Raw genomic sequence first — 26,265 nt, 5'->3', positions numbered from 1 at the left:
AGTAGAGGGTCAAGGCAGGGAGGCATCCAGCGCTGTTTCGAAGGCAGATGCGTTGCCCCTCAGAACGTGATCTAAACTTCCGAATACATTCCGAAGCTCTTGCCGGTAGGCGACCTTCGTTGGCAAGTTGGCCCCCTGGATCACGGCGGTCAGGAATGACGCCGCAACATCTGCCATCTTCGGATCGCTCTGGAGTTGCACATGGCTGCGAATGGCGACTTCTAGCAGATACGTCTTGAAGGAAGCAGATAGCTTCTCACTCGGAATGATGTCTTGCAGCATTGCGCCAAGCACCTTAGTAGCTTCTTTGGAGATGTAGTGGCGATCAAAATTACCGGCAGAAAGCGTTGCCTGCGGGATTTCAGAGTCATCCATCCGCGCGCACTGCTCAGCCCAATCCGTGGCGATGCTGACGAGGCGATAGAGGATGTAGTGAAAGGGCGTCGGCCACTCCTGATAGGCATCTTCGTCGGGTGGCCCGGACATTTGCTTGAGGATCTTTTCGGCGAAGTCGTCAAAGTAGTGCAGCCACATATGGTCTTGGAGTCCCTGATGGATGCCTTCGTGCACCATGATCTCAAAGAGCGTGATGCCGGAATTGATTGGACAGCGAAACCGCCCACTCTGCTGGTAGGAGCCCAGCGGCTGGTTAAGCTTCTCGGCCAAATTCCGGTCTTCATCCAAGCGGCGGCATACTGAGTCACCTATTGCCGCCTCCAAGCCGTTCTTCACCGCCCTGGCTGCATCAGCGAAGAAAAAGCGAAGTAACCGATTGCTTTCCGGCAGATACAAGCGGCTTCCACCATTTAGATTTTGATTGTTTTTCAGCTCGACATAGAGACGGCTTCCCGGCGCGTCCAGCAATGCTTCGATGTAATGCGCTATGAAGTCGGAGCGTATTGCTTCGTCAGTCTTCAGCAGTTTTAGGCAGAAATGTGGGTGCGCCTGTGCCAAGTGAACGATCAAGTCAGGTGAGGTGAGCAGATTCAACAGGATCTCCCGGGCATGTAGGCTGGCCTGGTCTCGCTCCGCGCATCTTGATTTCAATGTTTGAAACACGCGGCGCCACTGTTTGCGCCAGGCTGAAGGGGACTTAGGGGCTTCCCCACGCAGGAGCGCAGCCAGTTCACTCTTGGAATTGCCCCGGTTTTCGATCCAGCACACCAGCCAAGACTGTTGCTGGGTCAGGGAAATGAGTGTCGGCAGTTGGGGTTCGACCAGCAGCACCAGCTCGTCGTAGCGTTTCGTCAGGTGCAGATTTTCGATCAGCTCACGAAAGACGTGAACTCGCCCTCGGGCCAGTGTCGGAAAGCGTGTTCGCCAAAAGAAGTAGAGCGCCACCGAGAGCAGCAGCAGATACACCGCACTGGAACTGTCGAGCCCCCATTTCCAAGGCCCCAAGCTGTAGTACAGCCCAAGTTGCACCAAGGCCGGGGCGAACACCAAGTAGTGGACAAGACAAAGCACTGACCCACCCACGACCCAATCCACCCAGGTCGTGCAGAAGCGAAGCCGGAGTCGGTTAGTGGGAGAGATGAGCGCCCACACCGCGGCGATGACTCCCAATATGGTGAGCAGGCCCGTAGTGTCTATAGGAGCGGAGGCCGTCATTGGAGCTGTTGCATCCTTCCGTTGGTCGATGGGATCACACCCAGGTGCAATTTGCGTCCATACCGGTGCGCAGCATCAAGGTGAGGAAAACCGATGTTTGTTCCGAAACATCGGACAATCAATCTACGCATCGAGAGCTCAATGCCGCAGCCGTTAGCGATCCAGCCTAACCCTCAATCGACGTGCGCGTTCGCGGAAGGCCTCTTCGCCGCCCTCCAGAATGTCGCAAACCGCCTTGCGAATAGCAGTGTTCTCAAGGCCGCCAGAAGTGTATTTGAATGGGGGCAAACCACCAGCAGGATGCGGACCGGCGTCGGCGACAATGATTTGGTCCGCATCGGTGTTGATGACGAGGTTGGCATTGTGCGTGACCATGATTACCTGGCGTTTGGCCTTGGCCGCGATAAACAGGGCGACCAACTCCTCGAACACAGATTTGGGGTCCAAGTTCTCCTCTGGCTGATCGATGATGAGTGGCCGATCGTCAGCATCGTCCAGTGCCAAGTAGAGAAGGAGAAGTACGATTCCCCGCGTTCCAGGCGACAGTTTGCGGATATCCATTCCGTCATAGACTATTTCGTATCGCACCGAGATGTGATCGGTGGCGAAAAGCCAGTGCGCGAACTGCTTCAACCAGCCACGAAACTCTGCTTGTTGATTCTGGCCAAAGGGGGCCTGGCTCAGAAGGTCGCGCATGTATAGCGAAATGAAGTTCGCCATCGCTGCCTGTACGTCGGCAGCCGACCCTGTTTCCCATGCTGATCGTAGGGTTGTGTCCGCCAGAGCGATTAGTGCACCGCGTCCTTGGAATGGCCCGGCCTTCCGTCGGTCGAGAAGGTCTTCTTCAGCCACAGCTCCCCAGGTGGCAACGTCGACGACGCGGCGAACCGAGAACCCGAGCTTGCGAAGTGTGCCGGTGGACGCATTCAAGCGCGCCATCAGCGGTCCATAAAGATCGGAGAGCGAATTCTGCTCATTGATGATCGCCTGAAATACTCGGCCATAAGCCTCATCGCGCTCGCTTTGGAGTTCCTTACGACGCGCGCCAGCTCCTTGAGCGTCGGCTAGGCGTGATTGAAGGGTAATGAGCGCTGCGTTCTCTTGGGCGATGCGCTTTGACAGGGTGGAGTACTGACCGCGAATGATATTGTCGGCGCTTAGTAGGACCTCCAGCCGGGCCATTTCAGCCAACAGCGTATTGAGGGTTAATTTGGAGAGGTCAGTAGTATCTGGGAAGAGCGGCGTGTTCGGGTCGCTGGTTGGAGTGGCCGGAATGGCCGGACCTGTGAGCGCTGCGATTTGCTGATCGGACCATGTGACATAGCTGGTCAAACTCGTATCGACATCGCCTTTATAGATCAGCAGGAATTCATCCCATTGCTCCTGACTGAGGCCGCTGAGAACATGCCGCTCCTTGGCTTGGCGAAGCAGCTCGGGGGCCTTGGTATTGCGAGTGCTGACGACCTCATCCTGCAGGGCAACGAATGTCCGGCGCTGATTGCCGTAGGCCTGGATCGTGCCGCGCAGCGTCTGCACGGCCTGTCCGAGCTGGGTGTGGCGAATGGCCTGCGCCTCAGTTCCCTTTACGACAAGCTTGGCGAGATCTTCGTTGTAACTCTTGATCTGGCCGGTCTTTTGCGTGACTTGCAGCGCTAGGCCTGTGACAGCAGCTTCCTTTTCAATCTCCGTGGCAATGCGCTCGGATAAATCGGCGATTGCCTCAGCCTCCCGTTCTCTGGCCTGCTGGAAACGGGCGGTGCGAAAATCCCTTAATTCGGCAAAGTCGATAGCGCCGTCAAGATCATCGTGCGGGTGGGCATCAAAGATCACACGCTCTATCTCCGCAATAAGTCCATCGGAGACGCCAGCAGAGGAGCAAAGCTCCTCTACGAATTGCTGCGACAAGTAGCGCGCTCGGGGAAAGGCTAAATGACCGTTTGCATCGCGACCGTCGAGGAAGCGTGTGACTGAAGCACCTCCACCCCATGTCAGCGTCGCAGTCGCGTGGCCAAGCAACTGGCGGGCACGGACGAGAAATGACGGGCTGATATTTGCGCTCGCACTCCAAGTGCCTGGCGTGATTGCGTCACAGCCGGCGGCAATCATGTCAGCAAGCGCGGTCTTGCCTGAGCCGCGCGGGCCTATGATTGCGACGAGCCCAGGATTAACTGGTATGTCCGGAGTTGCTGCCCAACTGGCATCTCCAATAGTTATGTTCGAGATAACTTGGGAAGGCATGGCCGTGGACGGCGATTCGCTGCCGACATAAGCCCGACCTTCGGGGTCGATACAAGCCTGGCGGAGGGCATCGAACTCTAGACCACCCTTGATCCACGAATAACGCTCTTCAACCGGCTGGCCTACGGTTTTCTGGTCGTGGGCGTCGCTGCCGTGGAGGCAGGGCTTGCAACCGCCATATCGCTCCTTCAGTTGGTCGAGCGTCACGCCCTTACGACCAGACCAGAACTCGCGCTGTGCCGTACTACTTGAGAAGATGATGTGGGCGAACTTTTCGATCTCCTGACGCATGGTTGCGTCTGCGGCTTGGCGCAACCCCGACGTTCCGTCGCCCGTCGCGCCTGCAACCGCGATGAGGATGTTGGTCTTCGCCCAATCGCTCTCTCGCATAACGCGGCGAAGCTGGTCAAAATTTACCTTGAATTGCGTGGCACCGTGCGAAAGCGCCGCACGATCATCGAGAATGCTAGTGTCGGCTTTTTTCCCGAGCGAAATCAGATCTTGGCGGGTGCAGTTGAAGGTATCGCCATGCGCCTGGAACTGAAGGCGCTGAAGGATGCGGTGCAGTTCTGCGATGTGGTTCGGGTCTTCAGGACTGACTAGGAGATGCAAATTGACGAAGCCAGACTTTGCAGCGACATCTAAACGCAATTCGACATTGGGAAAAATGAGCTGCACATCTTGTAAACGGCCAGCCGCCTTTTGCCTTAGCACCTCTTCGTAAGTGTCAGTAAGGTAATAGTCAGTCACCGCCAGCGCCTCAATTTTCGGCGCGACTGTCTCAAGTTTTTTGAGGTAGACATCCCAAGGGGAGTCGCTGCCAAACTGATTATTTAGGACAGTTCCCGGCGCATGGATGTGCGGTTCCCAGCGACGCCATTCAGACCCACGACCAATCACTTGCTCATCCTTGGCGGCCATAGACCGTCCTTGTGACCATCTTTGAAGACCTGCTCAGCGTGACCGAAGCAGACGTATTTCTAACACGTTATAAGATTTCTGATGGGATGAGCACTTAGCTAGGCACAGCAATGCCGGCTCTCCAAGAACTAAGCCGATCTTCTGGAAGGAGGGATGAGGTATTCGTACTTCGCTTCCCGATGAAAATCAGTAGTTCTAGGCCTCGCTTACGGTGCTCCAGAATGAGGAGGTCGGTACGTCCCTTGAGCTGTCCCTCCATGTGGGGGGTGTCGTCCTCAAGCATATCAACGTCTGGGTTCTGTCGGGCGTTTTCCGCGCCGTTACAAATAGCCAAACGGATTCATGTTCTCATGGCGATGTTTATCGGCTGCCCCAGATCCTAAATCCTGATGGCTTTTGTTGCTAGCAGATTGCTATGAATCTGGTATTGTCCGGGCATTGTCGCCTTTCGCGACTCGCCGGCACAGGAGACGCCAGCTTGGGAGCTCTGCAGAAATCGTCGCCCTTTCTATCGAGATTTGCGACGCCTAGAACAGGAGAGGACAGTATCCCGGGCTTCTATTCCCCGGAGCTCCAGATGTGGGCCGTTGAGGCTCCTGATGGAGTAGTTCCAATCATCGCTGACGGGGCGCTGAATGAGCTGATGACCAAGACCAAGGTCAACGCTGAGCAGGATGACGAGGCGTGCTGGCAGGTCGAGCTGTTGACCAAAACCTACCAGAGAGTCGAAAGCGATGACGACGATCCCAGTCCTTACCGAGGCCAATCGGCTGATTCAGGCTCCCCGCATCGATTCGACTCGAGCAATCACCTGCTGCAGCTGGTTACCAAAACCGATGCGGCGACTGAGCGCGATGATCAATGCAGTGCCAATCACATCCTGGAGCTGATCACCAAGACTAATGTCGAGCTGGAGCGGGACGACAATGGTGATCCTACCTTTGGGCTAGATGCTCGTTACTACACGGACTGAACTGGAAGCGCTTCATGTTGTTGTTGGTTACAAATTGTCGTGACATCACGATGGACTACGTGGTTGGTGAGCTCCGTCGACGTGGCCAGCCTTTTTTTCGGCTGAATACCGAACAGTTGCCCCAAGCGTTGTGCTCGATGGCAGGGTTTCCCCGGGACGCGTGGTCTATTTCGCTAGACGGGGTAGTAGTCCGCGGGGCAGCGATAACAGGAGCTTATTTCCGTAGGCCGGGAGCTCCAGTTGTACCGGACACGGCAATGGATCCTGGAGAGCGGGCCTACATCGAAGCGGAGTGGAGTAGCTTCCTCAAAAGCCTTTACTCCCGTTTAGAAGGCCGGTGGCTGAACTCTCCCACCAAGATCTTCATGGCTGAGGACAAGCCGATGCAGCTCCTTCTCGCGCAGGAGATCGGCTTCCATGTACCACAGGCATTTGTGACGAACGACATCTTATGCGCTAGGGCTATCTCTGCTCGTGGCCAGGCCATTGGCAAGCCTCTTCGACAAGCGGTGTTAGCAGGCGAAACGGAGCGAGTCATCTTCACCTCTCGACTCGCTGAGATTGAGGATGAACAGGCGGAAGCCATCAGGCTGACCCCCTTCATTGTGCAATCAGAGATCTTGAAGCAATACGATGTCCGAGTGACCGTCGTGGGCGAGCGGGTTTTTGCGACGGCGATCTGGTCACAAGATAACGAGGAAACGATAACTGACTGGCGCAAGGGCAGTCGTCCTGATCTTCGCCACGAAAAGATTGTTCTTGATCGACGCGTTGAACGTCAGTGCGTGAATCTCGTCCAGCGCCTAGGTCTTCGTTACGGGGCAATCGATTTGGTTTGCGATCAATCGGGCAAATTGTGGTTCTTGGAGATAAATCCGAACGGGCAGTGGGCCTGGATCGAGAATCTCACGGGTTACCCAATCGCTGCTGCAATCGTAGACGAGCTGACGGTGAACGCCATTGCTCAAACTTAAAGACTGGCTTCATTGGGTATGGCCGACCCTCATCCCGTTGTCGCCTACTCAGCAGGCTGAAGATGTGGAATGGAAGCAGGGCATTGCTGCGTCTGTTCAGGCGGGGGATTGGTCGACAGACAGCGACGTGGTGTTGGACGAGTCACGCCGTCTTTTCGATGCAGAGGTTGACCGCCGGAAGGGAGCTGACGCGAAAGCCGGTATCTACCTAGCCGCCATTACGGCGCTGATACCCGTCCTAGTCTCACTGCTGCCCGCTCTGTGGAGCGACAAGTCGAGCAAATGGCTAGGCTGCATTGGTCTCGTCCTGTTCGGATTGGCAGTAGCCTTTCTGCTACGCGCAGGGGCGTGGGCATTCAGAACGTTGAAAGTCGCAGGGTTCGCTCAGCTTGGCCCAGGAGAGCTAGCCAATACCTGGAAAGAAAGCTCGCCTAAAGCGGGCTTAGCTAAACAGCTCGCCCGCGCCGTTCTGCATAACTACTCGCTAGTCAACGAAAAAGTGACCGGCATCAAAATGACCCATGAGTATCTGCTTCGGGCCTTTTTGACCTTCACTATTCTCCTTGTGCTTCAGGTGATGTGGCCGTTTGGCGCGTGGGTAGTCGAGAAAAGCGCCAGGTTGATCGAGGCTCCCGTCCCAGTTCCATTGATCATGTGCTACTCATGACGGTACGAATCCGAACGATCTATCTCTGAAGATGCTACGTATCCAGTACTTTTGAGATGTTTGAGCATGCATCTGAGGCGTTGCTATGGGCGGAGTCAAGAGAATGATGGAAGAGGACATGGAGCGAGGTTTCTCGCGATTCGAGGACACGTTCGTGTGCTTACGCTGCGTCGAAGATGACGGCCTCAAAGCTTTCATCAAGGATAATTCGGTGAGAGGAATCTGCAGCTATTGCGATGGAAGCCGACGCGTCGCTGACATGAATGACGTGATTGAGCACGTTTTCAACAGCCTCTCAATAGAGTGGGGCGAAGCTACGAATGAGGGGCTCGCTTACGAAACCCGTGAAGGAGGCTGGCAGGGCCGCGTATGCGGCACTTGGGAGCTTCTCTACTACCACGGCCCCGAGTGTTCGGAAGAAGTGTTCGACACTATCGCCGGATCCATACACGACGTGGCATGGTGCGAGAGAGATCCGTATTCGTTACCCATAGATCGAACGCTGGTCTACGGATGGCAGAGCTTCAGTCATTTCATCATTCACACAGCACGATTCGTGTTTTACAAAGCTGTGAACACCTCATATGCGGCTGATCAGCACGATGAGATGAACCCGGTCGACATTCTTGAAACGCTGGGGAGCGTGGCGAAAAAGCTCGACCTAATTGATACAGTGCCTACAGGACAGTCAATCTTCCGCGTTCGCATCGTCGATCCTGAGGTTCACCTCAGCCGAGCTAGTGAGCTTGGGCCGCCACCAGCCGCGCATGCGAACATGCCGAACCGGATGAGCCCCGTGGGAATCCCTATGTTCTATGGGGCGTTCGATCAAGACACCGCCATTCGTGAAACCTACGATCCTGCTGAGGGAGCCCTTAAGAAGGCAGCCACCGGCGAGTTTTCGCCTATCAGGGATCTGCGAGTGGTTGATCTGTCCCGCTCGTTTTATGTGCCGAGCCTTTTCGATCCTGAACTGCAAACGCTAAGGCCATACTTCAGCTTCATGTGTGACTTCGTCGAGGATTTCACCAAACCGATCGAGCGAAGCGATCGAGCTCACGCGGACTATGTTCCGACCCAGGTGGTGACCGAGTATTTCAGGCACGTCTACCGTACCGATGACGATCATCAAATTGATGGGATCATCTACCCGAGCTCGAAGACTGGGAACAAGGCGATCGTTATTTTTGCTGATGCTTCAGGCTGTATCGACGCTGGCGATACGTCTAGTGATCGAACGCTGTTGCGGCTCGACAGAGCATTCGACGTTGATCTGGCCGACTTCGCGGCGGGCGAAGATGACGATGAGATCTTCTGACTATCTGCAGATGCCCTGGGGAAGCAGGGCATCTGTTGAGTGGCTTGGGATTACCCCTGGGAATCGCCAGTCTTTATAAGCCTCAACGGAGAAGCAGGCACCTTGAGCATGAACTGGTTCTCGACCATCTGACTGGTCAGTCCAGCCCCTGCGAGAACCCGGCTCCAAGTAGAAAAATCCAGGAGATCGATTGCTCGTTGCACAAGCAGGGGAGACTCCATTGGGATGAGCTCGTCGAACTCCTCGTGCTTAGTAAACCCTTTCCGAGCGAGATAAGTGAAGCCGCTCTTGGCTTGGTCAGCGGTGAGAAGATCCAAAGCCCGTGCACGATAAATCAGCGCCTTGAAACTCACCTTCCAGCGAAGCTTCAAGTCTTTCAGCGCTGGCCAGTTGAGATACTTACCTCGCATTGCTGGGAACTCAGCGGCGAAGCTAGCCCTTGGCATGAGTAAAGCGCTGGCGAATTGATTAGCTTGCTCTTCCGTTTCCCGGCAGCCGGTTTCCACCCCTTGATGCATCACAAGATGACCTAGCTCGTGGGCCAGATCGAAGCGCTGCCGTCCAGGGTTCACCTTTGAGGTATTCCGGACGATCAATGGACGTTTGTTGAACAATGAAAAGGCGTCAACGCGATCGTCCGCGTCCGCCAGGTTGACGACGAGCACCCCAATCTTTTCCGCAAGCTTGGTAACGCTCGAAAGTGGGCCCAAACCTATTCCTTGCTCTCTCCTAAAACGCTCGGCCACCTGTTCAATTTTTCCGGCACCGGTGACTGGCTCCTCGATGGCATGGAAATCGACGGAGGGAAAAGCTACCTCCTTGTCCAGCTCATCAACGAGAAGCTCGAAGATCTCCACTTGGGCTGCGATTGTTTTCTTGAGCGTTTGGGTCGAGGCTCGCACGCTACGAAAGTGGCATTGTTCAAGCTCAACACCACTTTTGCGCGGAACGAAGAAGAAGCTCTCCTTGACGTTCAGGATTTCGCATAGCTGCTTCAACTGTCCAGGATTGGGAATTGAGTTGATCTCAAGCTTGTGTGCGTATTGTCTGGTCACGCCAAGGAGCTCGCCGATTTCAGCAAGGGATCGCCCCGAGGCGCACCTTGCAAGGCGGAGCTTGTCGGGTGAGAACTCATCACCCAGAGGCAGAAGGCCTGTTGTGTCATTCATCTTTCAAGTCAGCGTCTTTCGTTTCTTTCTGCGCAGCGTCCTTATCGCGACGAACTGGCAGAGAATCATCAATTTCAACAATAGGGGAAAGCTCGGTGACGCGGACAGAAACCAGAGGTTCGTAGTTATGTGTCCACTTGCTAACGACATTTCGGTTGGTGTCGAAGCCCAGGACAGACACGGTGAGAGTCGGGCCATCTGGATTTCGATCGCTGTCTACGTACAGCCGCCACGTTACGTTCCCGTCAGTAGCCGGCCCTAGAAGGCTGTCGTGGTAAAGCTCAACGACGTTCTTCTCCACTCGATAGCCTTTTTTGCGAGTGTCGGGATCATCCGTGACCACCTGCATCAAAACCCCATCAATGCTGACCGTGAAATCCAGCGTGTTGTTGACGAGCTTGAACCAAGGGAGGTCACCCTGGAGATGTAAACGCTTGAAGCGGCCATGAATGCGACCGTAAGGGAAGATCCCTCGAGTCCAGTTAGTGTCATCGTCAGTGGAGGTAGCCTCGAGCGCCTTGTAAGCAGCATCCAAGAGGTTGTTGCAGACGACATCAAGGTGAGCGCGGCTGAGCTTCGGCTCAAGCTCGCTTGGATGCTGGTAATCAGGCATGCATTTCTCCGAAAAGCGTGCAAATAATCTGTAGTGTCAACCGGGATTTTTGTGCATAATTCTGAGAATGTCAACCTCTGGCATAGTGGTCAGAGTGATCAGTAGCCATGCTAACAAGGCGTGCGCTTTGGCTGCTCAAACTCATGCGAGCTTGGCGAATCTTGGGGTGATTGGGGGTTTTATGAACGTTTTCATCAGCTCTGTCGTTCGAAACTTTGAGAGCTATCGGGCGGCAGCCAAGAAAGCTGTCACGCTGCTGGGGCATGTGCCAGTGATGTGCGAGGATTTTGGGGCGCGGCCTTATTCCTCTCAAGAAGCTTGCATGACTGAGGTCGAGCAGGCAGATGTGGTGGTGCTGGTGCTAGGTGCAGATTTCGGATTCAGAACTGCATCTGGGGAGTCAGTGACACAGCAAGAGTTCCGGCGCGCTCGTGCTGCAGACAAGCCCATCCTCGCGTTCCTGCACGATGTGGACGTGGAGGGGCCTCAGCAGGAGTTTCGCTGGGAAGTATCGGATTATGTCGACGGCCTTTTCCGCGCGACATTCGCCAATGAGCAGGAGCTTTCGGATGGTATCGTCCGGGCATTAAACCAGCTGAATACGAACCGAAGTGCAGTTAGTGAGGAGGAATTTGAGAAACAACTTCAGATTCGGAACGCCACCGGTCGGTGGGGTGGCAGAGACCACGAAACACGGATCGAGCTGGCCTTCCTCCCTCAGCCTGCTAGCCCTGGCAGTCTGCGTGCCATCCACGCGGAGCATGAATCGTATTTCTTGAAGTTTTGCCAAGCTGGACTCAGCACGGTCAAAGCCGGCTATGTGGACTTCGACAGGGATGAGCTTACTGGAATTGATGCTCCGGGCTTGATTTGGCGGCATCACGATCGTGGACTGTCCTGGTTGTCGATGTCCTTGGCAAACCCAGTCCGCACGTCTAACCACTTTGACGGGTACTACATATCGCCAACTCAAGTGAGACGCTTGGCAGAGGCTGCGCATGAGATTCTTTGCCAGGGCCGAGGAGGGTGGTTTCAACTGTCTCTCTATGGCGTTTCATACAAGGTATTTGCTGAGCCGCCTGCGGTTGCCACCAGCAGTTTCACTATGTCGCACCGGTCGGAGCAAGAGGTGGAGGAACGCCGGCTGCTCGTCCCAGCTACCCCTGCGGCTTATGGGCGATGGCTTGATGACGTGATGTTCAAGTTCAAGCGTAAACTGTCGTCATAGTCTGTCTTTGCGCCTGGCATAGGGCTGCCAGGCGCGCCTCGCGTACTTAGCTGGAAGAAATATGAAGGATCATCCCGCTCTCAGCCACCTCTTCAAGTTTGAAGAAACGGCCAGCCACCTTGAGGGCGGGGAAAACAACACAAGCGGCGTAGGGGTCACTGTATTGAGTGGATATTCCTTGGACGTCGAACACTATCTGGCCGGGTGGAAAGCCTAGGTTTTGGGCGCGCGTCAGGTTGTGAAGTGCTCCCTCCCTCTCTCCATTTGCCTCTGCAACCTCAATCACTTTCTGGCGGAGAGTGTCCACTTCGTCGTCAATCACTTCGGTGAAAAACTGCTGCCTGCGATGCCTTCCGAAGCCGAATCCTGCTGAGTTGGCAGAGCCAATACGATTGAGCACGATGCATGCAACGGTAACCAGTTCCATACCACTTCCTTGGTTTGCCTACGGTACTCATTTCATAGATGAAAAATGGTTGGAACGCCAGGAAGCTCAAGAGGTTAAGCGGAACCTTCCAATTTCTTGGCTAGCCCGCCGAACTGCTGTGCGGGCTCCACGTACCTCAACGCCGATTTCAGATCGCCCCAACCTATGAATGATTGCTATTGAGTTAGTACTTGTTGGTCGTTTGGATTTTCAATCTTCGGGGGTAGAAGGGCCCTTACGGGCTTTTGAAAACCGGCGTGATCGTGGGGCGACGGTTGTCCTGCAAGCGATGCCTGTGTCAGCCACTGCGACATCAACCCAGCAAGCGCTCAGACTGCTCCAACGGCAATGAGCACTCTGCGTATTTGAGCTGAGGTGATCCGATAGCATTCAACGGCGATAGGGAACTGTCGCAGGTGATTTTTCGAGAAGAAGATTGTTGAGCCTTAGGCTGGGGGCATCCTTTTCGAACCATCCAAAGCATGCCCTCAGATATGCCCCCAATGTAGCAATGCACTGGAGGTGGATGGATCTCCATGGTCTATGAAAAGGCAGAAATGATCAGCCGCACAGCCTGCCCAGCGACGCCTAGAGACTTTCAGGATCGCCAAAAAACATTTTGACATAGCTCTAGAACAGTACTTTCAGATTGAAAAAATAGAATTATGCCCCCAGTTATGCCCCCAATTGCACAGGGTGTACGAGCGATCGCGAATGGCGATTTCTGACATGGATCTGGCTATCCGTGGCTGGTATTCAGTGCGCCTCCGTATACTGGATGACCAACCCGAATCTGGCAAATTCTTGGTCGTTAGATGAATCGATATCCTTAATTGGAGTTGTCCGGGCTGTCTTTCAGCACCTGTCCTGAAATTGTTATCGTGAGATGCTCATGCTCTGCGAGATGTTGCAATGGCGCTGGTCGCCAGGGAGATCGATCCGCGTGTGCACCGGCAGCTGGAGGGGAATGCTAGGCGCTTGGCCACGGAAAACGCCTAGGAAGCGGTTGTTCAGCATTCAACGTGGTACGCAACGCTGAGCATCGTGCCTCTGATCATGGGTCTCAATAGTCCGGTCGGCCCCAGCACTTCTCGCTTCAACGGGGCACGGAGCCGGATGGCAGCGAGGGCGCTCAGGTTGCATATAGATGCGGGCGCCTTACCTTCGCTGTTCATTGCCAGCTAAGCCTTTGAGCTCGGTTGGCGATCAGTCGTTGGGCAGGTGCAGTTGCCCTTCCATGGCGTCATGAAGAAGTCGGACGACCTCGATCACGTCGGCGCTTGCTACACGATAAAACACGATATGGCGAGGACTCTTGACCGCCCCATGGGGCTGTTTGGCCTGCTGTCGTGAATAGATGAGGTGATAGCTGCGAAGGCCCGGTGCCAGCTCATCGCGTTCGTAGCTGCCAATGCGATAAGGCGTGTCGGCGATCGCTCGCAGCGCCGCGAGGATCAGCGCCTGATACCGCTGGCGTGCTTGATCGCCGAACTGCGCTTGGGAGAGCCTGAGGATGTCGACAATGTCGGCCCGCGCCGCGTTGGAAATCCGATACTGCGGCATGTTCAGCGTTTCTCGCGCGCGGGGAGGGTGGCCTCCAGGCTCAGGCCCTCGAGGTAGTGCTCCAGACCCCGTTCGTTCAACTGAGTAAAGCGCCCTTGCTCAAGGTCCATGATGCCGATAGAGGTCGCCAGACGCAGGGCCTCAATTTTGGCGGTGTCTTCGGCGACACGCTGTTCCAATAGTCGCAAACCTTCCCGCATCACTTCGCTGGCATTCTGATAACGGCCAGACTGCACAAGGTCTTGGATAACCTGTTCCTGGTGTGAGGTAAGCACAACGTTTCGCGTCGCCATCATCAGCTCCAACTCTGAGCAAGCATGTTTTTTCGATCGTTGGCATATTATGCCAGTTTATGTGTTGGCGTCATCCTAATCACACTGCGATTTATCGGGCTGGCGAGTTGGAGGGCTGATCATCTGCCAGGGCCGGCGCTTCGCAGTCGAGGAGATTAGCGGTGAAGAGTACGCCCCAGTTCGCTCAGTTGGTGGATGGCCAGGGAGATGTCACGGTGTTTGCCGTTGAGGTCTTCGGACAGGTCGAGCAGGAGTTTGCTGACGCTGGTGAAGATTTCGTAGCTGTTGGTGATGAGGGGGTCGTAGCTGGCGTTGAGGGCGACGATGAAGAGGGTGGCTGAATCGTTAGCCGTGGTTAAGTTCCTTGCTTGGGCCACTTTCCCATCGTTACTAAACAATAGGGGCGGTAGCTGTACGCAGGTTTATAGACCGGTGGGACCTAACAAGCCCGGGGCGTGCGAGGGCACCCTACGCATAGTCACGATTAAAAACAGACGTGAGCGTCTGATGGATGAAGCGTGTCACTTGTTAGGTCTAAAGGTGAGCTACTAGACCCGATCACTGAACAATTCAGCGACCGAACTAACTTAGATACGGCCACCCCAGCGCACAAGCCGGCTGATTCTGAGGCAGGCGTAGGCAATGGAGCAAGGTGCGGCGAGGGGATCGGATTTTGCCTTGAGGCGTTGCGTGATCGTTTGGGGTTTTCGCGAGCAAGCTCGCGCCTACAGGCGTGAGATGTCGGGGGGACGTATGCATAGCGCCAGGTCAGCGCCTTTCCAGCCAGGCAAGCCTGAGCATTTCATTTGTCCTAGTCGGTTACGAGGCCCATGGTAGCTCCCTTCAGCCATCGATATCCTGAGGCAACGCCAAGTAGAACGATCAGGCACCCAAATATACTTGCGAGCGTCTGCTTCTGGCCGAAGCACCGCCTCCGATTCAGGCGTGTTTGACCCCGTTGGGTAACATCAGCAGGCAAGCATCAGCAACGGCATGGGCAAACGGGGCGAAGTCCTCGGTATTAGCGGCTATGATGTGATCAGTCGCGTGGAATGATTTCTACAGCCTGGAAAAACTGGCCGCGCTTATTTCGGTCGGCGGGTTCCATACGTCGCAGCGCTTCAAGGCCTTGAACACTGGTTGCCCTGTCTACCTGGCCATGCACTCGATCGATGGTTTGGCTGTGCTGGAGGGCGATGAGTATCGTTAGAAGGGCGGTGGGAGCTTCGCACGTTGGCAGCAGCACATCACCGATTGGCATCGCAATCTTTACGACGGCCTTGAGCGTGCACCTGCCATCGGTGAAGGCGAGAATTTGATTGTGAGCGCAGTCGGTCCCGAGCCTCTCATCGAGATGGGGTTCACGCCTGAGCCGATGTGGGCCGTCGCATTGGAGAAATGTCCTGAAAACAGGTGGCTGGCGAAGCTGGATAGCTCCACCAGTGTCGGTTTGGGTGCGCTTGCCAAGAACGTGCAACTTTATGCTCCGATGACCGTGCAATTGACGAGTCACGGTACTGCGGACGCAGGGACAGAGTCATACCTAACCTGACGAAGCCTAGCCGGTGCCAGGTAGCGCTCTCCCAGCAACCCCGGCGCTGTGATTCTGGGCGCTACTGGCTGGCTATGAAGCCATAGGCCTGCGTGGCCGTTCTTGATCGGTTTGGGACATTGCGAGTCGTGGTGGCGTATCCGATGAAGGATGAGCGGCGATACCCAGCATTTGCATCACTTCTTTGGACCCGACCAGCACTCATCCTGTAGTTGAGCTTTCTTTTTTTCATGGGCTTCTTTTCAAAAAGTCCTTTCATAATTGAGATGGCAATATTGCCCTTAGTGGCATGCGGCCATCATTGGCGCATTCGTAGTAACGATGTGGCATACATCGGAAAATGCACAAGGTTGAACGACGTCCGTTCATGGTTTGGCTAAATTTATTAGACAGGTATGGGGGGCGGACAAACACCAAAACGTCAAACAGTACGGAGGAACGAGCGATGATTTCTCTCCTCGAGTTACGTCATATCATCGAGACAGCATTTCTCCCCACGCAGTGTGTCTGCACAATCGATGCGGACAACCGGCTTATGGTCCAGCTGATCAACCCAGTTACCCAAGTAGAGGAACTGACGGTTGCAGGAATCGATCCTGTTGACCTGTCCTCCAGTCGCGCAATAGCGAAGTTTGTAGTTGAGATCAAGGAAGAGGCAAGACTGCGGCGCGACGCGTCTGTGCGGTCTTATCGACGCGGTTAGCCTGGGCGGAGGGATAGAAAGGGGCCCGCATGTGCGGACCTGGGTCGTGGGTATTTAAGAACAGCCAGCCACGCCATGTGAGCAAGACCCTTTCGGCAGAGTCATAATAAATCCAAGGGGGTCAACCACCTGGACATGTTCGAAGTCTCCCGTGATTATTTTCCACTCTATGAGGTCACGCAGGCCTATCAAACTATCAGCGGCATTGTCAGCCAGGGAGACGGAGGACTCGGCGCAACGACCGAGAGCTGAGATATTTCGTTCTTGAGAAGGGCTGAGTGTTCCTGAATAAGCATGGCTGAGGCCTGCAGGCTGTGCATCGAAGATGTCTGGGGTGATCCAATGGTTCAGTCATACGTTCATCCAGATTGTATTAGTAGAGACAAGAAGCCCGGCGCTGGCCGGGCTTTGCAACCTATGATTGTTATCGGGGTTGTGCCACACCTTCAAGAACTGTAGCGGATGCGTTTTGAGATCTAGCGCTGGCAATATTACCGAGGGAAACCACGCCCACTAGTCGCTTCTCACGACTGAGCACAGGTAAGCGACGAAGTTGAATGTCGGCCATATTTTGAGCTACATGGTCAACTTCTTCATCCTCGAAGCAATACCGGATGTCTCCGCTCATAATTTCACTGACAGGGGTATCCGAAGCCAAATCCTTCGCGACGCCTCTAAGGGCGATGTCTCGGTCAGTAACCATGCCAATTAGGCGATCTTGATCTTCGATCAAAATGGCGCCGCTATCGATACTCTCCATCAGTCGTGCTGCGTACTTGATTGTATCGGTAGATTTAACTGTTCGTACGCCAGTTGTCATTACCTCTGAAATTTTCATAGAGAAATCCTCTTTCGGGACGGTGAAATGGGAAGCTCTCCCAATCTTTTCCGACTGTTTGAGGCGGACGGGGGTTCAGACTGGATCATGCCATCTGTCGGCGCAGATAAAACGAAGCGGTACCGGTCGTCCAAGCACCGCTGGGATAGCTGGTGTGATTGATTTGCTTCAGAAACAAAAGCCGGGCGCTAGGTTAGCTTAGCGATTGTAAAACCGTAATGGTCGAACGTGCCGCGCTGGCACGCTAGAAAGCGGCTCTTATATCCGGTTTTTCGTAGCTGTCGATCCATCCATAGCGAGTTTGCTAATACTCTTGGAAGTTGTTTCAGCTTTGCACTTATACATCGTCCATCCGGATGCATCGAGCATCTGACGCAAAAATCACCTCAACAGTCCGACTATACGTCCCAGCAGAAGCACGCCAATTTGTGTTGTAGAGCCTGTTCAAGTCTCGACGTATTTGCAGCATCACATTTTATTTTTCGGCCGTGATGGATGTAGATTGGATTGATCCGGCATTAATGGCGCAAAGCTCTGCAGCCAGGCGGGCACACTCAAGCACCTTCCTCGGGTGCGCCCGCTTTCGCTTTGTTAGTCGGCATTTGAAATTGTCCACATAACCTGCAAGCGGATCCTGAACCTAGGAAACTTTGACGTGCTTGCAATTCGCGGGTTTTATGTTCTAGCGAACTATTTGATAGTTTTACGGAAAAATGCGTCAAGTCTGCGCCCCATAAGTTGAGCGGGGCCGCAGCCTCTTTCAGGTCACGGCGCAGTTGTTGGGTTTGGCGAGAGTGGACATCCAGTCAATCCGGGGTGATTGTTTGGATACGGGATCAGGCTAGCTCAGGCTGAGTGCGTGCTCAACGAGTTAAGGCATCACAGCCGAAGGTGATTACGGATTGGTCTGCTGCGGCGTGTCAGATGTAGGCCCACAGGTTCAAAATGTCCAGCCAGTAGACTACTAGCGTAGGTCCGGGATCTGATATCCAACGCATTTTACGCAGAAGTAAGAAGTGACCGGGCAGTGCACGTTGACATCTGCCCGGTCTCCTTTCCACACACATCGCTCCTGTAAGGCCAGCCACCACGTGCACTGCATAAGTGCTCGGCAAGAGACGTATCAATAACTCATGTGGCGTAATTATCTTATACATTTCTGCCTTTATTATGGCATCTGAATTTCGCCCTCGTGTTAAACGAGGGAGGCGTTTAGAAGGCTTCCCTTCTATTAATTCGTATCGGCACCGTGAGCCTCGGACAGCGTCTTGGCATGCTCCAGATGAATCTTCAGTTTAGGAAGTGTTTCAGTGGCAAACGCTTTAATTTCAGCGTCCTTGCCCTCAGAGACTTCTTTCTCGAAGAGTGCAATCGTGGCCTCATGCTCCTTAACCTGATTGTTGGCATAGGCTTGATCGAAAGATTTAGCACTGCGCAGTTCCAAGATTGCCGCCTTAGCCTTATCCATCAACTCCGCGCTGTCTGACACTTTTAAGTTCTTCGCGTCTGCTATGGATTTTAGCTTTGCATTGGCCGCCGTGTGATCTTGGACCATCATCTCGGCAAAGCTCTTAACATCGGTGGCACTGCCTTTTTCTTGGGCGAGCTTGCCAGCCTCGACTTCAGCGACCCCCTTGGCGGAAGCTTCTTCCACAAAGTCATCATCCTGAGCTGCGAATGCACCTTGGGTGGCTACGCTGACAAATAGGGTAAGTGCGCAAGTTTTTAGTACGTTTGCCATGTTAATTTCCTCTTCATAGTTTGATGGACAGTAGCGCCCATAAACTTATGAGCGATAGCTCCGGTTTACGTTCAACGTTTCTTACGGAACGCGGCAAATAAGGTATCGCTAGCGGAACGCAGCTCGCGTCATGATGAAAAATCTGAGGTATGTATCCGCCCAAGTCATCCACCCAACCCCGCAAAGCCCGGCTAGCGAAGTCGCGCTCCCTACTCGCCCATACGGATGCACTACTATCCACCCAGCGTTTTTGTGTAGTTCTTCCGTAGTGCAGGACAGCGACGGCGACTCGATGGCCAGTTTGAAAAAGGTACGGATAAGAGGCGTTTCAAACCATTGACAGCCCGTCTTCTATGCATGCTGGTGGCCGAGATCTGAGCCGCTTGGGTCATGCTTCGGCAGCTCCAATGAGGCTCACCGATGCGTGGTTGAGTGACCTGCTCAAGGACATGGTGCACAGCGTCAAGTACGAATTTGGCTTGCGGTCCCGACTTGCTTTATCGAGCAGACCGTCGAACCGCGGATCTTGGAAACGCCGACATCACACGTGATCACAGGGATCGAAAATCTAGGCAACCGAGTAATCTTTACCCGCGTGCAGCCTTGGGCTGCCAACAGAATCATCTTAGCCCCGCGAAGATTTTTTGGTTGTTCACCGACGCGTCTCTAAATGTGGGATGACACAGAACGTGTAGCCAAGGTCGCATGAGTTAAGTCGAGACAAGCACATAGGGGAGGTTCGACACGAAGTCATTTATGACGCCGATTTAGGACGGCGGTAAAAAGCCACAGCGGAATATGCGGAAAAAGTCATCGACTCGGTCAGTGACACTCGTAGGTGGAGACTGCCCCTAGGGTAGAGCGGGTGACAGCTTTCTGGTATATCCGTTCATCGCCGTGCTTGAACCGTTTAATAGCTCTCGCCTCTACTGTTAACATTGTGGAGATGTTCATTATGTATGAAGACAGAAAAGCACAAGCGTTGACGACCTGGTACGAGCTCCTTGAGCACCCTGAGGTTCGAATGAGCGCTCCTGAACAGTATGACGAATTACTGCGCCTTGCAGAGGAGTATTGCGAGGAAGGGTTTATCACCCGTGAAGATCGTAGACGGATGATTGAGAAGGCTACTGCAAACTATAGGCGGGCAGTGGAGGGTCTAGGCCAAGGTACTTAACGTCATTTCGGGCGCGTTCGTGTCGCACGCACGTACCCGTGGAAGATTGCGCAGTCGCGTCTTTTTGACTTTCGCCTCGCAAGCTGAAATTTAGCTCAGCTCCTTGACAGGATTGTTCTTTGCAAAGCGAAGGTCTTTGACTGAATCTAGTAACCGGTAAGAGACTAGACCTTCAAGGGGGGATCATGAGGCGGAGAAAATTTGCCTGCCGAGGGCTTAAGTTTTTCCTGAAGGCTCCTAGCCGTTTGCTCTTGCCTGAGCACCTCCGGTAACTCGCTTGCGGCGAATTTTCTTCAGCTCTGGATTTTCGGGGACAGCGTCTCTTTCAGGAATAGAACACTTTCTGTTCAAGAGTCCCTGCCTCACCATCGACAGAATTGCGATCAAAGGAACCGTCCTGCGATTTAAGACGCATCTGCTTTGCTTCGCCTAGTAGAGAGAGCTCTGTGTGTAAGTCCATGCGCAGTCTGTCGCCAAGCGCCTTGAGCTTATCCTGTAGCTGCGCGTTGTTGCTGATCGTCCGATGAGCGAAGTCTTTTATTCGTATCCGTCCGGCGAAGTCATCTACCCAGCCCCGCAAAGCCAAGACAAGGTGTGCACTTAAATTTTAGTGGACACCATTTCTAGCCTTTTAAGCGGGTCTTTCATGCAGCCACAACGCCGTTCCTACTCCAAATCCTTCAAGGCCCAGGTCATTCAAGAGTGCGCCCATCCCGGGGCCTCGATTGCCAATGTTGCGCTGAGCCACAGCCTTAACGCGAACCTCGTCCATAAATGGATTCGAGTGCAAACGCAGAAAGCCATGGCGCTGCAACCTGCGTTCATTCCGTTGCCCTTCCAGCCTGCCGGAGCAAATTCACAGGCTGCGTTATCGACTATCTGTCTCGAAATCCCACATCCGCGCGGCACCGTCAAAGTGAACTGGCCGACCGAAAGCGCTGCCGCCTGCGCCACTTTTCTGCGAGACCTGTTGAGATGATTCGCATCGACACCATCTGGCTCGCCACCGAGCCCATGGACATGCGCGCCGGTACCGATACTGCTCTGTCGCGGGTGGTCGCGGTGTTCGGTGCGGCGCAGCCGCACTGTGCTTATCTGTTTGCCAACCGCCGCGCCAATCGAATGAAAGTGCTGGTGCACGATGGGTTGGGTATCTGGCTGGCGGCTCGCCGCCTACATCAGGGCAAGTTCTTCTGGCCGGCTTCTCGACACGGCTCTCAGATGGAATTAGGTGCCGAACAACTGCATGCCTTGGTGCTGGGTTTGCCTTGGAAAAGAGTCGGCCCAGGCAGCGTAATTTCCATCATATAACGCCTGCCACGACCAGCCAGGCCGTGCAATTGTCCGATGAGCCTATCGTCGATTTTAGGCTGTTCTGGCAAAATCGGCGGCATGCCTTCGCTTCCTGATCTCGACCACTTAAACCCTGAACAACTGCGTGCTCTCGCGGCGCAGTTGATGCAGCGTGTCGAGAATCTCGATCAGAAAGTCGAGACTATGGGTAAGCAAATCCACCATCACAAAACGGTAAACGAGAAACTGGCCCACGAGATCGCGCAGCTCAAGCGCTTCAAGTTTGCCAAGCGCAGCGAGCAACTAAGCCCGGATCAGGCCAGCCTGCTTGATGACCTGATCGACACCAACATCGCGGCCATCGAAGCCGAGCTTGAAGCGCTGCAACCCCCGCTAGTTTCGACCGAGGCTCGGCAAAAACCTAAACGTACCGCTTTGCCGCCGCAGTTTCCGCGCACCCTGATCCACCACGAACCCGATAACAGCCATTGCCAGTGCGGCTGCGTCCTCAAGCGCATCGGCGAGGATGTCAGCGAGAAGCTCGACTACACGCCCGGCGTGTTCACCGTTGAGCGTCACATCCGTGGCAAATGGGTCTGCGATCAGTGCGAAACCCTGATCCAGGCACCGGTTCCGGCGCAGGTCATCGACAAGGGCATCCCGACCGCCGGCCTGCTAGCCCACGTGATGATCGCAAAGTTCGCCGACCATTTACCGCTCTATCGTCAGGAGTCGATTTTTGGTCGGGCCGGTCTGGCCATTGCCCGCTCGACCTTGGCGCAATGGGTCGGCAGTTGTGGCGCGCAGTTGCAGCCGCTGGTCGATGCCATGCACGATGCTGTTCTTGAGCATGGCGTAATCCACGCCGATGAAACGCCAGTGCAGATGCTTACGCCGGGCGCAAAGAAAACCCATCGCGCGTATGTCTGGGCCTATGCCACCAGCCAGTTCTCGGACTTGGCAGCGGTCGTTTACGATTTCAGTCCGAGCCGCGCCGGAGAGAATGCACGCGACTTCCTGCAAGGCTGGAAAGGCAAGCTGGTCTGTGATGATTTTGGCGGCTACAAGGCTAGCTTCGAACTGGGCGTCACCGAGATTGGCTGCATGGCCCATGCACGGCGCAAGTTCTTCGAGCTACACGCCACGAACAAGAGCCAGCTCGCCGAACAGGCCTTGCGTTACATCCAGTTGCTTTACGAAATCGAGAGTGAAGTCCGCCACATGGAACCGGAATTACACCGCCGAGTACGCCAAGAAAAAGCCGTGCCGGTGATGGATGCCTTGCATGCCTGGATGATCTTCCAGCGTCAACTTGTGCACGATGGCTCGGCTATCGCCAAAGCATTGGATTACAGCCTGAAACGCTGGACGGCGCTGTCGCGTTATCTTGATGATGGGGCTGTACCCATTGACAATAATTGGTGCGAGAACCAGATCCGACCATGGGCCTTGGGTCGCAAGAACTGGCTATTTGCCGGTTCACTGCGCAGCGGCAAACGGGCAGCGGCGATCATGAGTTTGATCCAGTCGGCGCGACTAAATGGGCATGATCCGTATGTCTATTTGAAGGACGTCCTCACTCGCCTGCCAACACAGCGAGCTAGCAAAATAGCCGATCTTCTTCCGCATCGCTGGAGCCCGCTAATTGTCTCCGCAGGGAACTGGGATAAGCTTATACGCCAGGCTTCTTGATGGAGGCCCAAGCTGCGTTACCAAGGTGATCACGATAATCCCTAGGGCTTTTCTCCACCCGCTTCGAAAGCCAAGCTCTTGAATAACTCTCGGACTGCCCGATTATCAGTGAAGGTAAAAGCTCCGCAGGGATATGGGAAAGGAGTTCTTCTCCACCAAGATTGCTCATCCAGACGAGCAGTTTTTTGTTCCTCTGTTTGTTTCGCGCTGCCAGATCTTCCCTGAACGGCCCGGTCGCTACGGAGGAGCGTGCTTGCAGAACGAAGCGGGCCCATTCTGGTTGGCCATCCACCCAGTCGACGTAGCTGTAAACAAGCGCCCGAATGCCCCCTTCCACTGATACTGCATTTCGCAAGTATTCGTCCCTAAGGCTTTCCTGATCATCCAAAGCAGCATAGAACAACGCAGCCACCAACCCCTCCTTGCTTTTGAAGTGGTGGTAGACGGCCCCCACGCTCGCACCGCATTCAGATCGAATACTCTCAATCGTGGTGGAATCGATGCCTTCTAGGTTGAACGAGTGCAGGGCTTGGCGAAGGATGGCGCGTTTAAGATCAGCCCGCCTTCCGGGAATAACGCGATCTAGGAGGTCTGTAGCGTGCATTCTGATGCCCAAAAATTGAATGGTACGGCCCCTGCCTTGAACTAGGAAGCCGGTTGACATGTCCACTTTAGCAGAATAATGTTCTGTAACCGAATAAGGTTCTGTTTACTAATAAAAGGGTGATGTCATGAGTCAAGCTCTCAGCATGTTCAACAGCGTAGGTTCTTCTGCATTCACCAACATGGTGTGCCAGATGGCACCTTACTTCAGTACGATCAGCCCGGAAATCACTGAGTTGAAGCCAACGTATGCTGTGGTGACAGTGCCGTTTCGAAAAGAGATCACAAACCACTTGGCATCCGTGCACGCCATTGCGCTTTGCAACGCTGCGGAGCTGGCAGGAGGCATGATGACTGACGCGTCTGTTCCGACAGGTGCGAAATGGATTCCTAAAGGGATGGTCGTGGAATATCTAGCGAAGGCAAAAACCAACATCCGAGCCATCGCAGATGGCAGCACGGTTGACTGGGCCACGGCAGGGGACAAAATCGTGTCTGTCGACATTTTTGATGAGGCCGATGTGAAGGTTTTCACGGCTAAGATCACTATGGGTGTGAAGCTGGCTTGATATGCCCTCCCGATGCCCGCCTAAAGGCGGGCTGTGCGATCTTGCATCTCTCTCTGCCTGAATTACATCCACGGAAGTGACGTGTAGCACGACCGCATTGGTCTCTGAACAATGGCATCATTATGAATCTCTGGTTTCGACTCATTCTCACCCTCATACGCCGCCCCTGGCGCACTCCCATCAACGCGTTAGAAGCATCAGTCACAAGGATGCGGGTATGGCCATTGGATTTAGACCTAAACCGACATGTTACTAATGGACGATATTTCACAATGGCCGACGTCGGGCGCATGGATTTCGTCTTACGCAGTGGTGCATTCCGTGTCGCTTTTCGAGAAAAAGCAGTACCAATCGTGGGTGATGCTTGGGGTAAATTTCGCCGTGAACTGAAGCTATTTCAAACATTTGAAATCCACACCAGGCTGCTGGGGTGGGATGACAAGTGGATTTTCATGGAACATCGTTTTGTGAGCGATGGCAGGGTCGCAGGGATCGTGGTTATTCGGGGGCTGTTTCGGTCATCCAGGGGAACGGTCGCACCTACCGTGTTCGCTAGGGAACTGGGTTTAGGGGAGAAATCACCAGAGATGTCAGAATGGGTGACATCTTGGGCGGACGGCTGCGACAGCATGAGCGCCCAATTGCGAGCAGAGGAGGAGATGATCAATCCACGGACTTGAGTACATCTGTAATGACGAGCACGAAGCGTTCTGACGACGTTGCTCTAAGTACATTTGGAATGAGCGATGCAGTATCACTTTCAAGATGCCTTGGCCATACGCTTACTTTTATTCTGTATTTCTGCCATCTGGCTCTTACCCAAAGCCACTTTCGCGCTTCCGGATCTGGAGTACGCACTATTGGAGGCATCCTCCAGAAAGGCATTCAGAGTCACAGCTTGTACCACTGACCCAAAGACTGAACTCTATGTGACAAACCACTTCGCTCTGACCGGGTTCATTCTCAACGTCCTCTCCGCACGAAATTCAGGGCTGTTGATAATGCCCTGGAACATTGTCGCTTTCGTAAGGTTTGATTCTTTTTTGAACCTGTACATCAGTCATGGAGGCGCCCTTCAGTTCAGGAAAGGTTTGTTTGACCAGTGCTTCTGCTTCAACGGGCGCAAGGGTTTCGCTGTCATGCTCCAGCGTCCGGCTTTGTGGCTGATTGCCGAGAATGAAACTGATGATGAATCGTGGTTTATCAAACATGGGAGCTTCCTTTTGAAGTCATTAATAAGCGAACTATCGCCGCATTGTTTGACGTTTTTGATCTGCAGGCCCAGGCGTAACGCGCGCTCCGATCTGACTATCGGAATCTTCTCGACTTACCCGCTGGTCGTCCGTCAAGCCGATGCCTTCGTCTACGGTATGCAGCTGTTCATCCGGAGGGACGTCCAAGGGCTGAACAGAACGATTGTGTTTTTTTTCAGACATGCATTCACCGTGTGTACGTGATTTTCGAGCTAGCTGCCAAGCTGTGCCTCAAAAGAGTGACGACCTTAGAGGAAGGTTGTTCCTTTGACTTGATGAACGGTTTGCACACCATCGCCTCGTTCTTCGTACCACCATCTATGCTCTCTGCAAATGGTTTTGCTTCACCGCCTACGACTTGATTTACTGGCCCGTGCCGTCTAGATACGGTTATTTAAATTTGTTATTTGCTGTAACGTGGCGGCACATCTAATCGACCTTTAGCGTAAGCCTCAGCTGGATCCGATATGGGTATTCCAGATACCGCGGTCCCACACAATGACGTCGCCAGCACCGTACTGCCCTTCCGGTATCGTGCATTCAAAGGTTGCGTAGTCGAGAGGGTGGTCTTCGACATGCACGGCCAGGCGTTTGGATTTTGGATCGAGCGACGGCCCCTTGGGTACCGCCCAGCTTTTGATGGTACCGTCGAGCTCTAGGCGAAAGTCGTAGTGCAGCCGTGTTGCGTCGTGCTTCTGGATGCAAAACTGCAGCGCAACCGGTTCAACGGTTTTATTCTTTGCTGCCTTAGGCTTTATTGCGGCGCCCGATGGCTCTGAGGTCGCGTCGAAATCACGCTTACGATTGTACTGATCAAGGGTGTTAGTGGTGTGTATTGCTGCTTGCGCG

At 54.1% G+C, this 26,265-nt stretch carries 23 protein-coding genes and 2 pseudogenes; 11 read left to right on the top strand and 14 right to left on the bottom strand.

All coding sequences use genetic code 11. The annotated features are described in order from the left end of the window. Positions 1 to 9 precede the first annotated feature (9 nt). The gene (locus LGQ10_RS05265) at positions 10 to 1,611 is read right to left on the bottom strand and encodes a hypothetical protein (protein WP_226524853.1); all 1,602 of its coding nucleotides are present in this window, start codon (positions 1,609 to 1,611) and stop codon (positions 10 to 12) included. 153 nt (positions 1,612 to 1,764) lie between these two features. Further along, positions 1,765 to 4,749: a TrlF family AAA-like ATPase gene (locus LGQ10_RS05260; RefSeq protein WP_413247606.1), complete on the bottom strand. Its 2,985-nt coding sequence runs from the start codon at positions 4,747 to 4,749 to the stop codon at positions 1,765 to 1,767. Between the two features lie 598 nt (positions 4,750 to 5,347). Between LGQ10_RS05260 and LGQ10_RS05255 the strand changes: the two genes are divergently transcribed. The 4 genes from LGQ10_RS05255 (at position 5,348) to LGQ10_RS05240 (ending at position 8,702) form a co-directional block, all read left to right on the top strand. Further along, a complete protein-coding gene (locus LGQ10_RS05255) occupies positions 5,348 to 5,743 on the top strand; it encodes a hypothetical protein (protein ID WP_226524851.1) in 396 nt (131 codons plus the stop codon). 14 nt (positions 5,744 to 5,757) lie between these two features. After that, on the top strand, positions 5,758 to 6,717 hold the full coding sequence (locus tag LGQ10_RS05250; protein WP_226524850.1) for a hypothetical protein: 960 nt from the start codon (positions 5,758 to 5,760) through the stop codon (positions 6,715 to 6,717). Then, positions 6,704 to 7,384: a hypothetical protein gene (locus LGQ10_RS05245; RefSeq protein WP_226524849.1), complete on the top strand. Its 681-nt coding sequence runs from the start codon at positions 6,704 to 6,706 to the stop codon at positions 7,382 to 7,384. Before LGQ10_RS05250 ends, LGQ10_RS05245 begins: the two co-directional genes overlap by 14 nt. A gap of 103 nt (positions 7,385 to 7,487) precedes the next feature. Further along, the gene (locus tag LGQ10_RS05240) at positions 7,488 to 8,702 is read left to right on the top strand and encodes a HEPN-associated N-terminal domain-containing protein (protein WP_226524848.1); all 1,215 of its coding nucleotides are present in this window, start codon (positions 7,488 to 7,490) and stop codon (positions 8,700 to 8,702) included. A gap of 50 nt (positions 8,703 to 8,752) precedes the next feature. Here LGQ10_RS05240 and LGQ10_RS05235 read toward each other — a convergent pair whose 3' ends face one another. Both LGQ10_RS05235 and LGQ10_RS05230 read right to left on the bottom strand, forming a co-directional pair. Next, positions 8,753 to 9,871, bottom strand: a complete 1,119-nt coding sequence (locus LGQ10_RS05235) for an XRE family transcriptional regulator (protein ID WP_074909455.1) — start codon at positions 9,869 to 9,871, stop codon at positions 8,753 to 8,755. Then, positions 9,864 to 10,484: a hypothetical protein gene (locus tag LGQ10_RS05230; protein WP_005737903.1), complete on the bottom strand. Its 621-nt coding sequence runs from the start codon at positions 10,482 to 10,484 to the stop codon at positions 9,864 to 9,866. Before LGQ10_RS05230 ends, LGQ10_RS05235 begins: the two co-directional genes overlap by 8 nt. Positions 10,485 to 10,611: 127 nt before the next feature. Between LGQ10_RS05230 and LGQ10_RS05225 the strand changes: the two genes are divergently transcribed. Beyond that, a complete protein-coding gene (locus LGQ10_RS05225; protein ID WP_226524847.1) occupies positions 10,612 to 11,712 on the top strand; it encodes a DUF4062 domain-containing protein in 1,101 nt (366 codons plus the stop codon). Between the two features lie 46 nt (positions 11,713 to 11,758). Here the strand turns inward: LGQ10_RS05225 and LGQ10_RS05220 are convergent, their stop codons facing one another. The 5 genes and pseudogenes from LGQ10_RS05220 to LGQ10_RS05200 all read right to left on the bottom strand — a co-directional run bounded on the left by LGQ10_RS05220 (position 11,759) and on the right by LGQ10_RS05200 (position 15,472). Next, positions 11,759 to 12,139 (bottom strand): hypothetical protein, encoded by a 381-nt coding sequence (locus tag LGQ10_RS05220; protein WP_226524846.1) that lies wholly within the window; start codon positions 12,137 to 12,139, stop codon positions 11,759 to 11,761. 1,206 nt (positions 12,140 to 13,345) lie between these two features. After that, complete coding sequence (locus LGQ10_RS05215; protein WP_053139068.1) at positions 13,346 to 13,702, bottom strand: type II toxin-antitoxin system RelE/ParE family toxin; 357 nt, start codon at positions 13,700 to 13,702, stop codon at positions 13,346 to 13,348. Between the two features lie 2 nt (positions 13,703 to 13,704). Next, entirely contained in the window at positions 13,705 to 13,995 is a 291-nt protein-coding gene (locus tag LGQ10_RS05210) for a type II toxin-antitoxin system ParD family antitoxin (RefSeq protein ID WP_027616368.1), read from the bottom strand. A gap of 91 nt (positions 13,996 to 14,086) precedes the next feature. Next, positions 14,087 to 14,372 (bottom strand): annotated as a pseudogene (locus LGQ10_RS05205) (DUF6124 family protein). Between the two features lie 662 nt (positions 14,373 to 15,034). Further along, positions 15,035 to 15,472: a hypothetical protein gene (locus LGQ10_RS05200; protein ID WP_174395348.1), complete on the bottom strand. Its 438-nt coding sequence runs from the start codon at positions 15,470 to 15,472 to the stop codon at positions 15,035 to 15,037. A gap of 415 nt (positions 15,473 to 15,887) precedes the next feature. On the opposite strand from LGQ10_RS05200, the gene LGQ10_RS05195 reads away from it, so the two are divergent. After that, a complete protein-coding gene (locus LGQ10_RS05195; protein ID WP_319003944.1) occupies positions 15,888 to 16,250 on the top strand; it encodes a DUF1652 domain-containing protein in 363 nt (120 codons plus the stop codon). A 424-nt stretch (positions 16,251 to 16,674) separates the two neighbouring features. Here the strand turns inward: LGQ10_RS05195 and LGQ10_RS05190 are convergent, their stop codons facing one another. Continuing rightward, positions 16,675 to 17,088: a CBS domain-containing protein gene (locus LGQ10_RS05190; RefSeq protein ID WP_027616370.1), complete on the bottom strand. Its 414-nt coding sequence runs from the start codon at positions 17,086 to 17,088 to the stop codon at positions 16,675 to 16,677. A gap of 1,231 nt (positions 17,089 to 18,319) precedes the next feature. Further along, entirely contained in the window at positions 18,320 to 18,829 is a 510-nt protein-coding gene (locus tag LGQ10_RS05185) for a DUF4142 domain-containing protein (RefSeq protein WP_174395349.1), read from the bottom strand. Positions 18,830 to 20,652: 1,823 nt separating this feature from the next. Between LGQ10_RS05185 and tnpA the strand changes: the two genes are divergently transcribed. From tnpA to tnpC, 3 genes are all read left to right on the top strand, one after another. After that, positions 20,653 to 20,985, top strand: a complete 333-nt coding sequence (tnpA, locus tag LGQ10_RS05180; protein WP_217438409.1) for an IS66-like element accessory protein TnpA — start codon at positions 20,653 to 20,655, stop codon at positions 20,983 to 20,985. Then, positions 20,982 to 21,317, top strand: a complete 336-nt coding sequence (gene tnpB, locus LGQ10_RS05175; protein ID WP_174395351.1) for an IS66 family insertion sequence element accessory protein TnpB — start codon at positions 20,982 to 20,984, stop codon at positions 21,315 to 21,317. The genes tnpA and tnpB overlap by 4 nt, the downstream gene beginning before the upstream one ends. An 81-nt stretch (positions 21,318 to 21,398) precedes the next feature. Next, entirely contained in the window at positions 21,399 to 22,991 is a 1,593-nt protein-coding gene (gene tnpC, locus LGQ10_RS05170) for an IS66 family transposase (protein WP_226526091.1), read from the top strand. On the opposite strand, the gene LGQ10_RS05165 is transcribed toward tnpC, so the two are convergent. After that, the gene (locus LGQ10_RS05165; RefSeq protein ID WP_174395466.1) at positions 22,972 to 23,595 is read right to left on the bottom strand and encodes a TetR/AcrR family transcriptional regulator; all 624 of its coding nucleotides are present in this window, start codon (positions 23,593 to 23,595) and stop codon (positions 22,972 to 22,974) included. The two genes, tnpC and LGQ10_RS05165, sit on opposite strands and share 20 nt — an antisense overlap. Before the next feature lie 127 nt (positions 23,596 to 23,722). On the opposite strand from LGQ10_RS05165, the gene LGQ10_RS05160 reads away from it, so the two are divergent. Together LGQ10_RS05160 and LGQ10_RS05155 are read left to right on the top strand one after the other, a co-directional pair. After that, positions 23,723 to 24,163: a hotdog fold domain-containing protein gene (locus LGQ10_RS05160; protein ID WP_174395352.1), complete on the top strand. Its 441-nt coding sequence runs from the start codon at positions 23,723 to 23,725 to the stop codon at positions 24,161 to 24,163. A 122-nt stretch (positions 24,164 to 24,285) separates the two neighbouring features. Beyond that, positions 24,286 to 24,843 carry a thioesterase family protein gene (locus LGQ10_RS05155; RefSeq protein WP_174395353.1) on the top strand — a complete coding sequence of 186 codons (558 nt, stop codon included), beginning with the start codon at positions 24,286 to 24,288 and terminating at the stop codon, positions 24,841 to 24,843. Between the two features lie 306 nt (positions 24,844 to 25,149). Here the strand turns inward: LGQ10_RS05155 and LGQ10_RS05150 are convergent, their stop codons facing one another. Both LGQ10_RS05150 and LGQ10_RS05145 read right to left on the bottom strand, forming a co-directional pair. After that, positions 25,150 to 25,374 (bottom strand): hypothetical protein, encoded by a 225-nt coding sequence (locus LGQ10_RS05150; RefSeq protein ID WP_174395354.1) that lies wholly within the window; start codon positions 25,372 to 25,374, stop codon positions 25,150 to 25,152. A 472-nt stretch (positions 25,375 to 25,846) separates the two neighbouring features. After that, positions 25,847 to 26,252: pseudogene (locus LGQ10_RS05145) on the bottom strand (DNA polymerase ligase N-terminal domain-containing protein); the annotation flags it as partial. Between the last annotated feature and the right edge of the window lie 13 nt (positions 26,253 to 26,265).

It is taken from the genome of Pseudomonas sp. L5B5 (assembly GCF_020520285.1).
Taxonomy (GTDB): Bacteria; Pseudomonadota; Gammaproteobacteria; order Pseudomonadales; family Pseudomonadaceae; genus Aquipseudomonas.
This window is presented reverse-complemented; position numbering and strand designations above follow the sequence as displayed.

Bases quoted from the DNA above. Each gene is read 5' to 3' on its own strand.
- LGQ10_RS05265 (WP_226524853.1), bottom strand. From the start codon at position 1,611: ATGACGGCCTCCGCTCCTATAGACACTACGGGCCTGCTCACCATATTG.
- LGQ10_RS05160 (WP_174395352.1), top strand. From the start codon at position 23,723: ATGAGTCAAGCTCTCAGCATGTTCAACAGCGTAGGTTCTTCTGCATTC.
- LGQ10_RS05215 (WP_053139068.1), bottom strand. From the start codon at position 13,702: ATGCCGCAGTATCGGATTTCCAACGCGGCGCGGGCCGACATTGTCGAC.
- LGQ10_RS05240 (WP_226524848.1), top strand. From the start codon at position 7,488: ATGATGGAAGAGGACATGGAGCGAGGTTTCTCGCGATTCGAGGACACG.
- LGQ10_RS05155 (WP_174395353.1), top strand. From the start codon at position 24,286: ATGAATCTCTGGTTTCGACTCATTCTCACCCTCATACGCCGCCCCTGG.
- tnpA (WP_217438409.1), top strand. From the start codon at position 20,653: ATGCAGCCACAACGCCGTTCCTACTCCAAATCCTTCAAGGCCCAGGTC.
- LGQ10_RS05165 (WP_174395466.1), bottom strand. From the start codon at position 23,595: ATGCACGCTACAGACCTCCTAGATCGCGTTATTCCCGGAAGGCGGGCT.
- tnpC (WP_226526091.1), top strand. From the start codon at position 21,399: ATGCCTTCGCTTCCTGATCTCGACCACTTAAACCCTGAACAACTGCGT.
- LGQ10_RS05220 (WP_226524846.1), bottom strand. From the start codon at position 12,139: ATGGAACTGGTTACCGTTGCATGCATCGTGCTCAATCGTATTGGCTCT.
- LGQ10_RS05235 (WP_074909455.1), bottom strand. From the start codon at position 9,871: ATGAATGACACAACAGGCCTTCTGCCTCTGGGTGATGAGTTCTCACCC.
- LGQ10_RS05250 (WP_226524850.1), top strand. From the start codon at position 5,758: ATGTTGTTGTTGGTTACAAATTGTCGTGACATCACGATGGACTACGTG.
- LGQ10_RS05150 (WP_174395354.1), bottom strand. From the start codon at position 25,374: ATGTTTGATAAACCACGATTCATCATCAGTTTCATTCTCGGCAATCAG.
- LGQ10_RS05195 (WP_319003944.1), top strand. From the start codon at position 15,888: ATGCACAAGGTTGAACGACGTCCGTTCATGGTTTGGCTAAATTTATTA.
- LGQ10_RS05210 (WP_027616368.1), bottom strand. From the start codon at position 13,995: ATGGCGACGCGAAACGTTGTGCTTACCTCACACCAGGAACAGGTTATC.
- LGQ10_RS05190 (WP_027616370.1), bottom strand. From the start codon at position 17,088: ATGAAAATTTCAGAGGTAATGACAACTGGCGTACGAACAGTTAAATCT.
- LGQ10_RS05255 (WP_226524851.1), top strand. From the start codon at position 5,348: ATGTGGGCCGTTGAGGCTCCTGATGGAGTAGTTCCAATCATCGCTGAC.
- LGQ10_RS05185 (WP_174395349.1), bottom strand. From the start codon at position 18,829: ATGGCAAACGTACTAAAAACTTGCGCACTTACCCTATTTGTCAGCGTA.
- tnpB (WP_174395351.1), top strand. From the start codon at position 20,982: ATGATTCGCATCGACACCATCTGGCTCGCCACCGAGCCCATGGACATG.
- LGQ10_RS05230 (WP_005737903.1), bottom strand. From the start codon at position 10,484: ATGCCTGATTACCAGCATCCAAGCGAGCTTGAGCCGAAGCTCAGCCGC.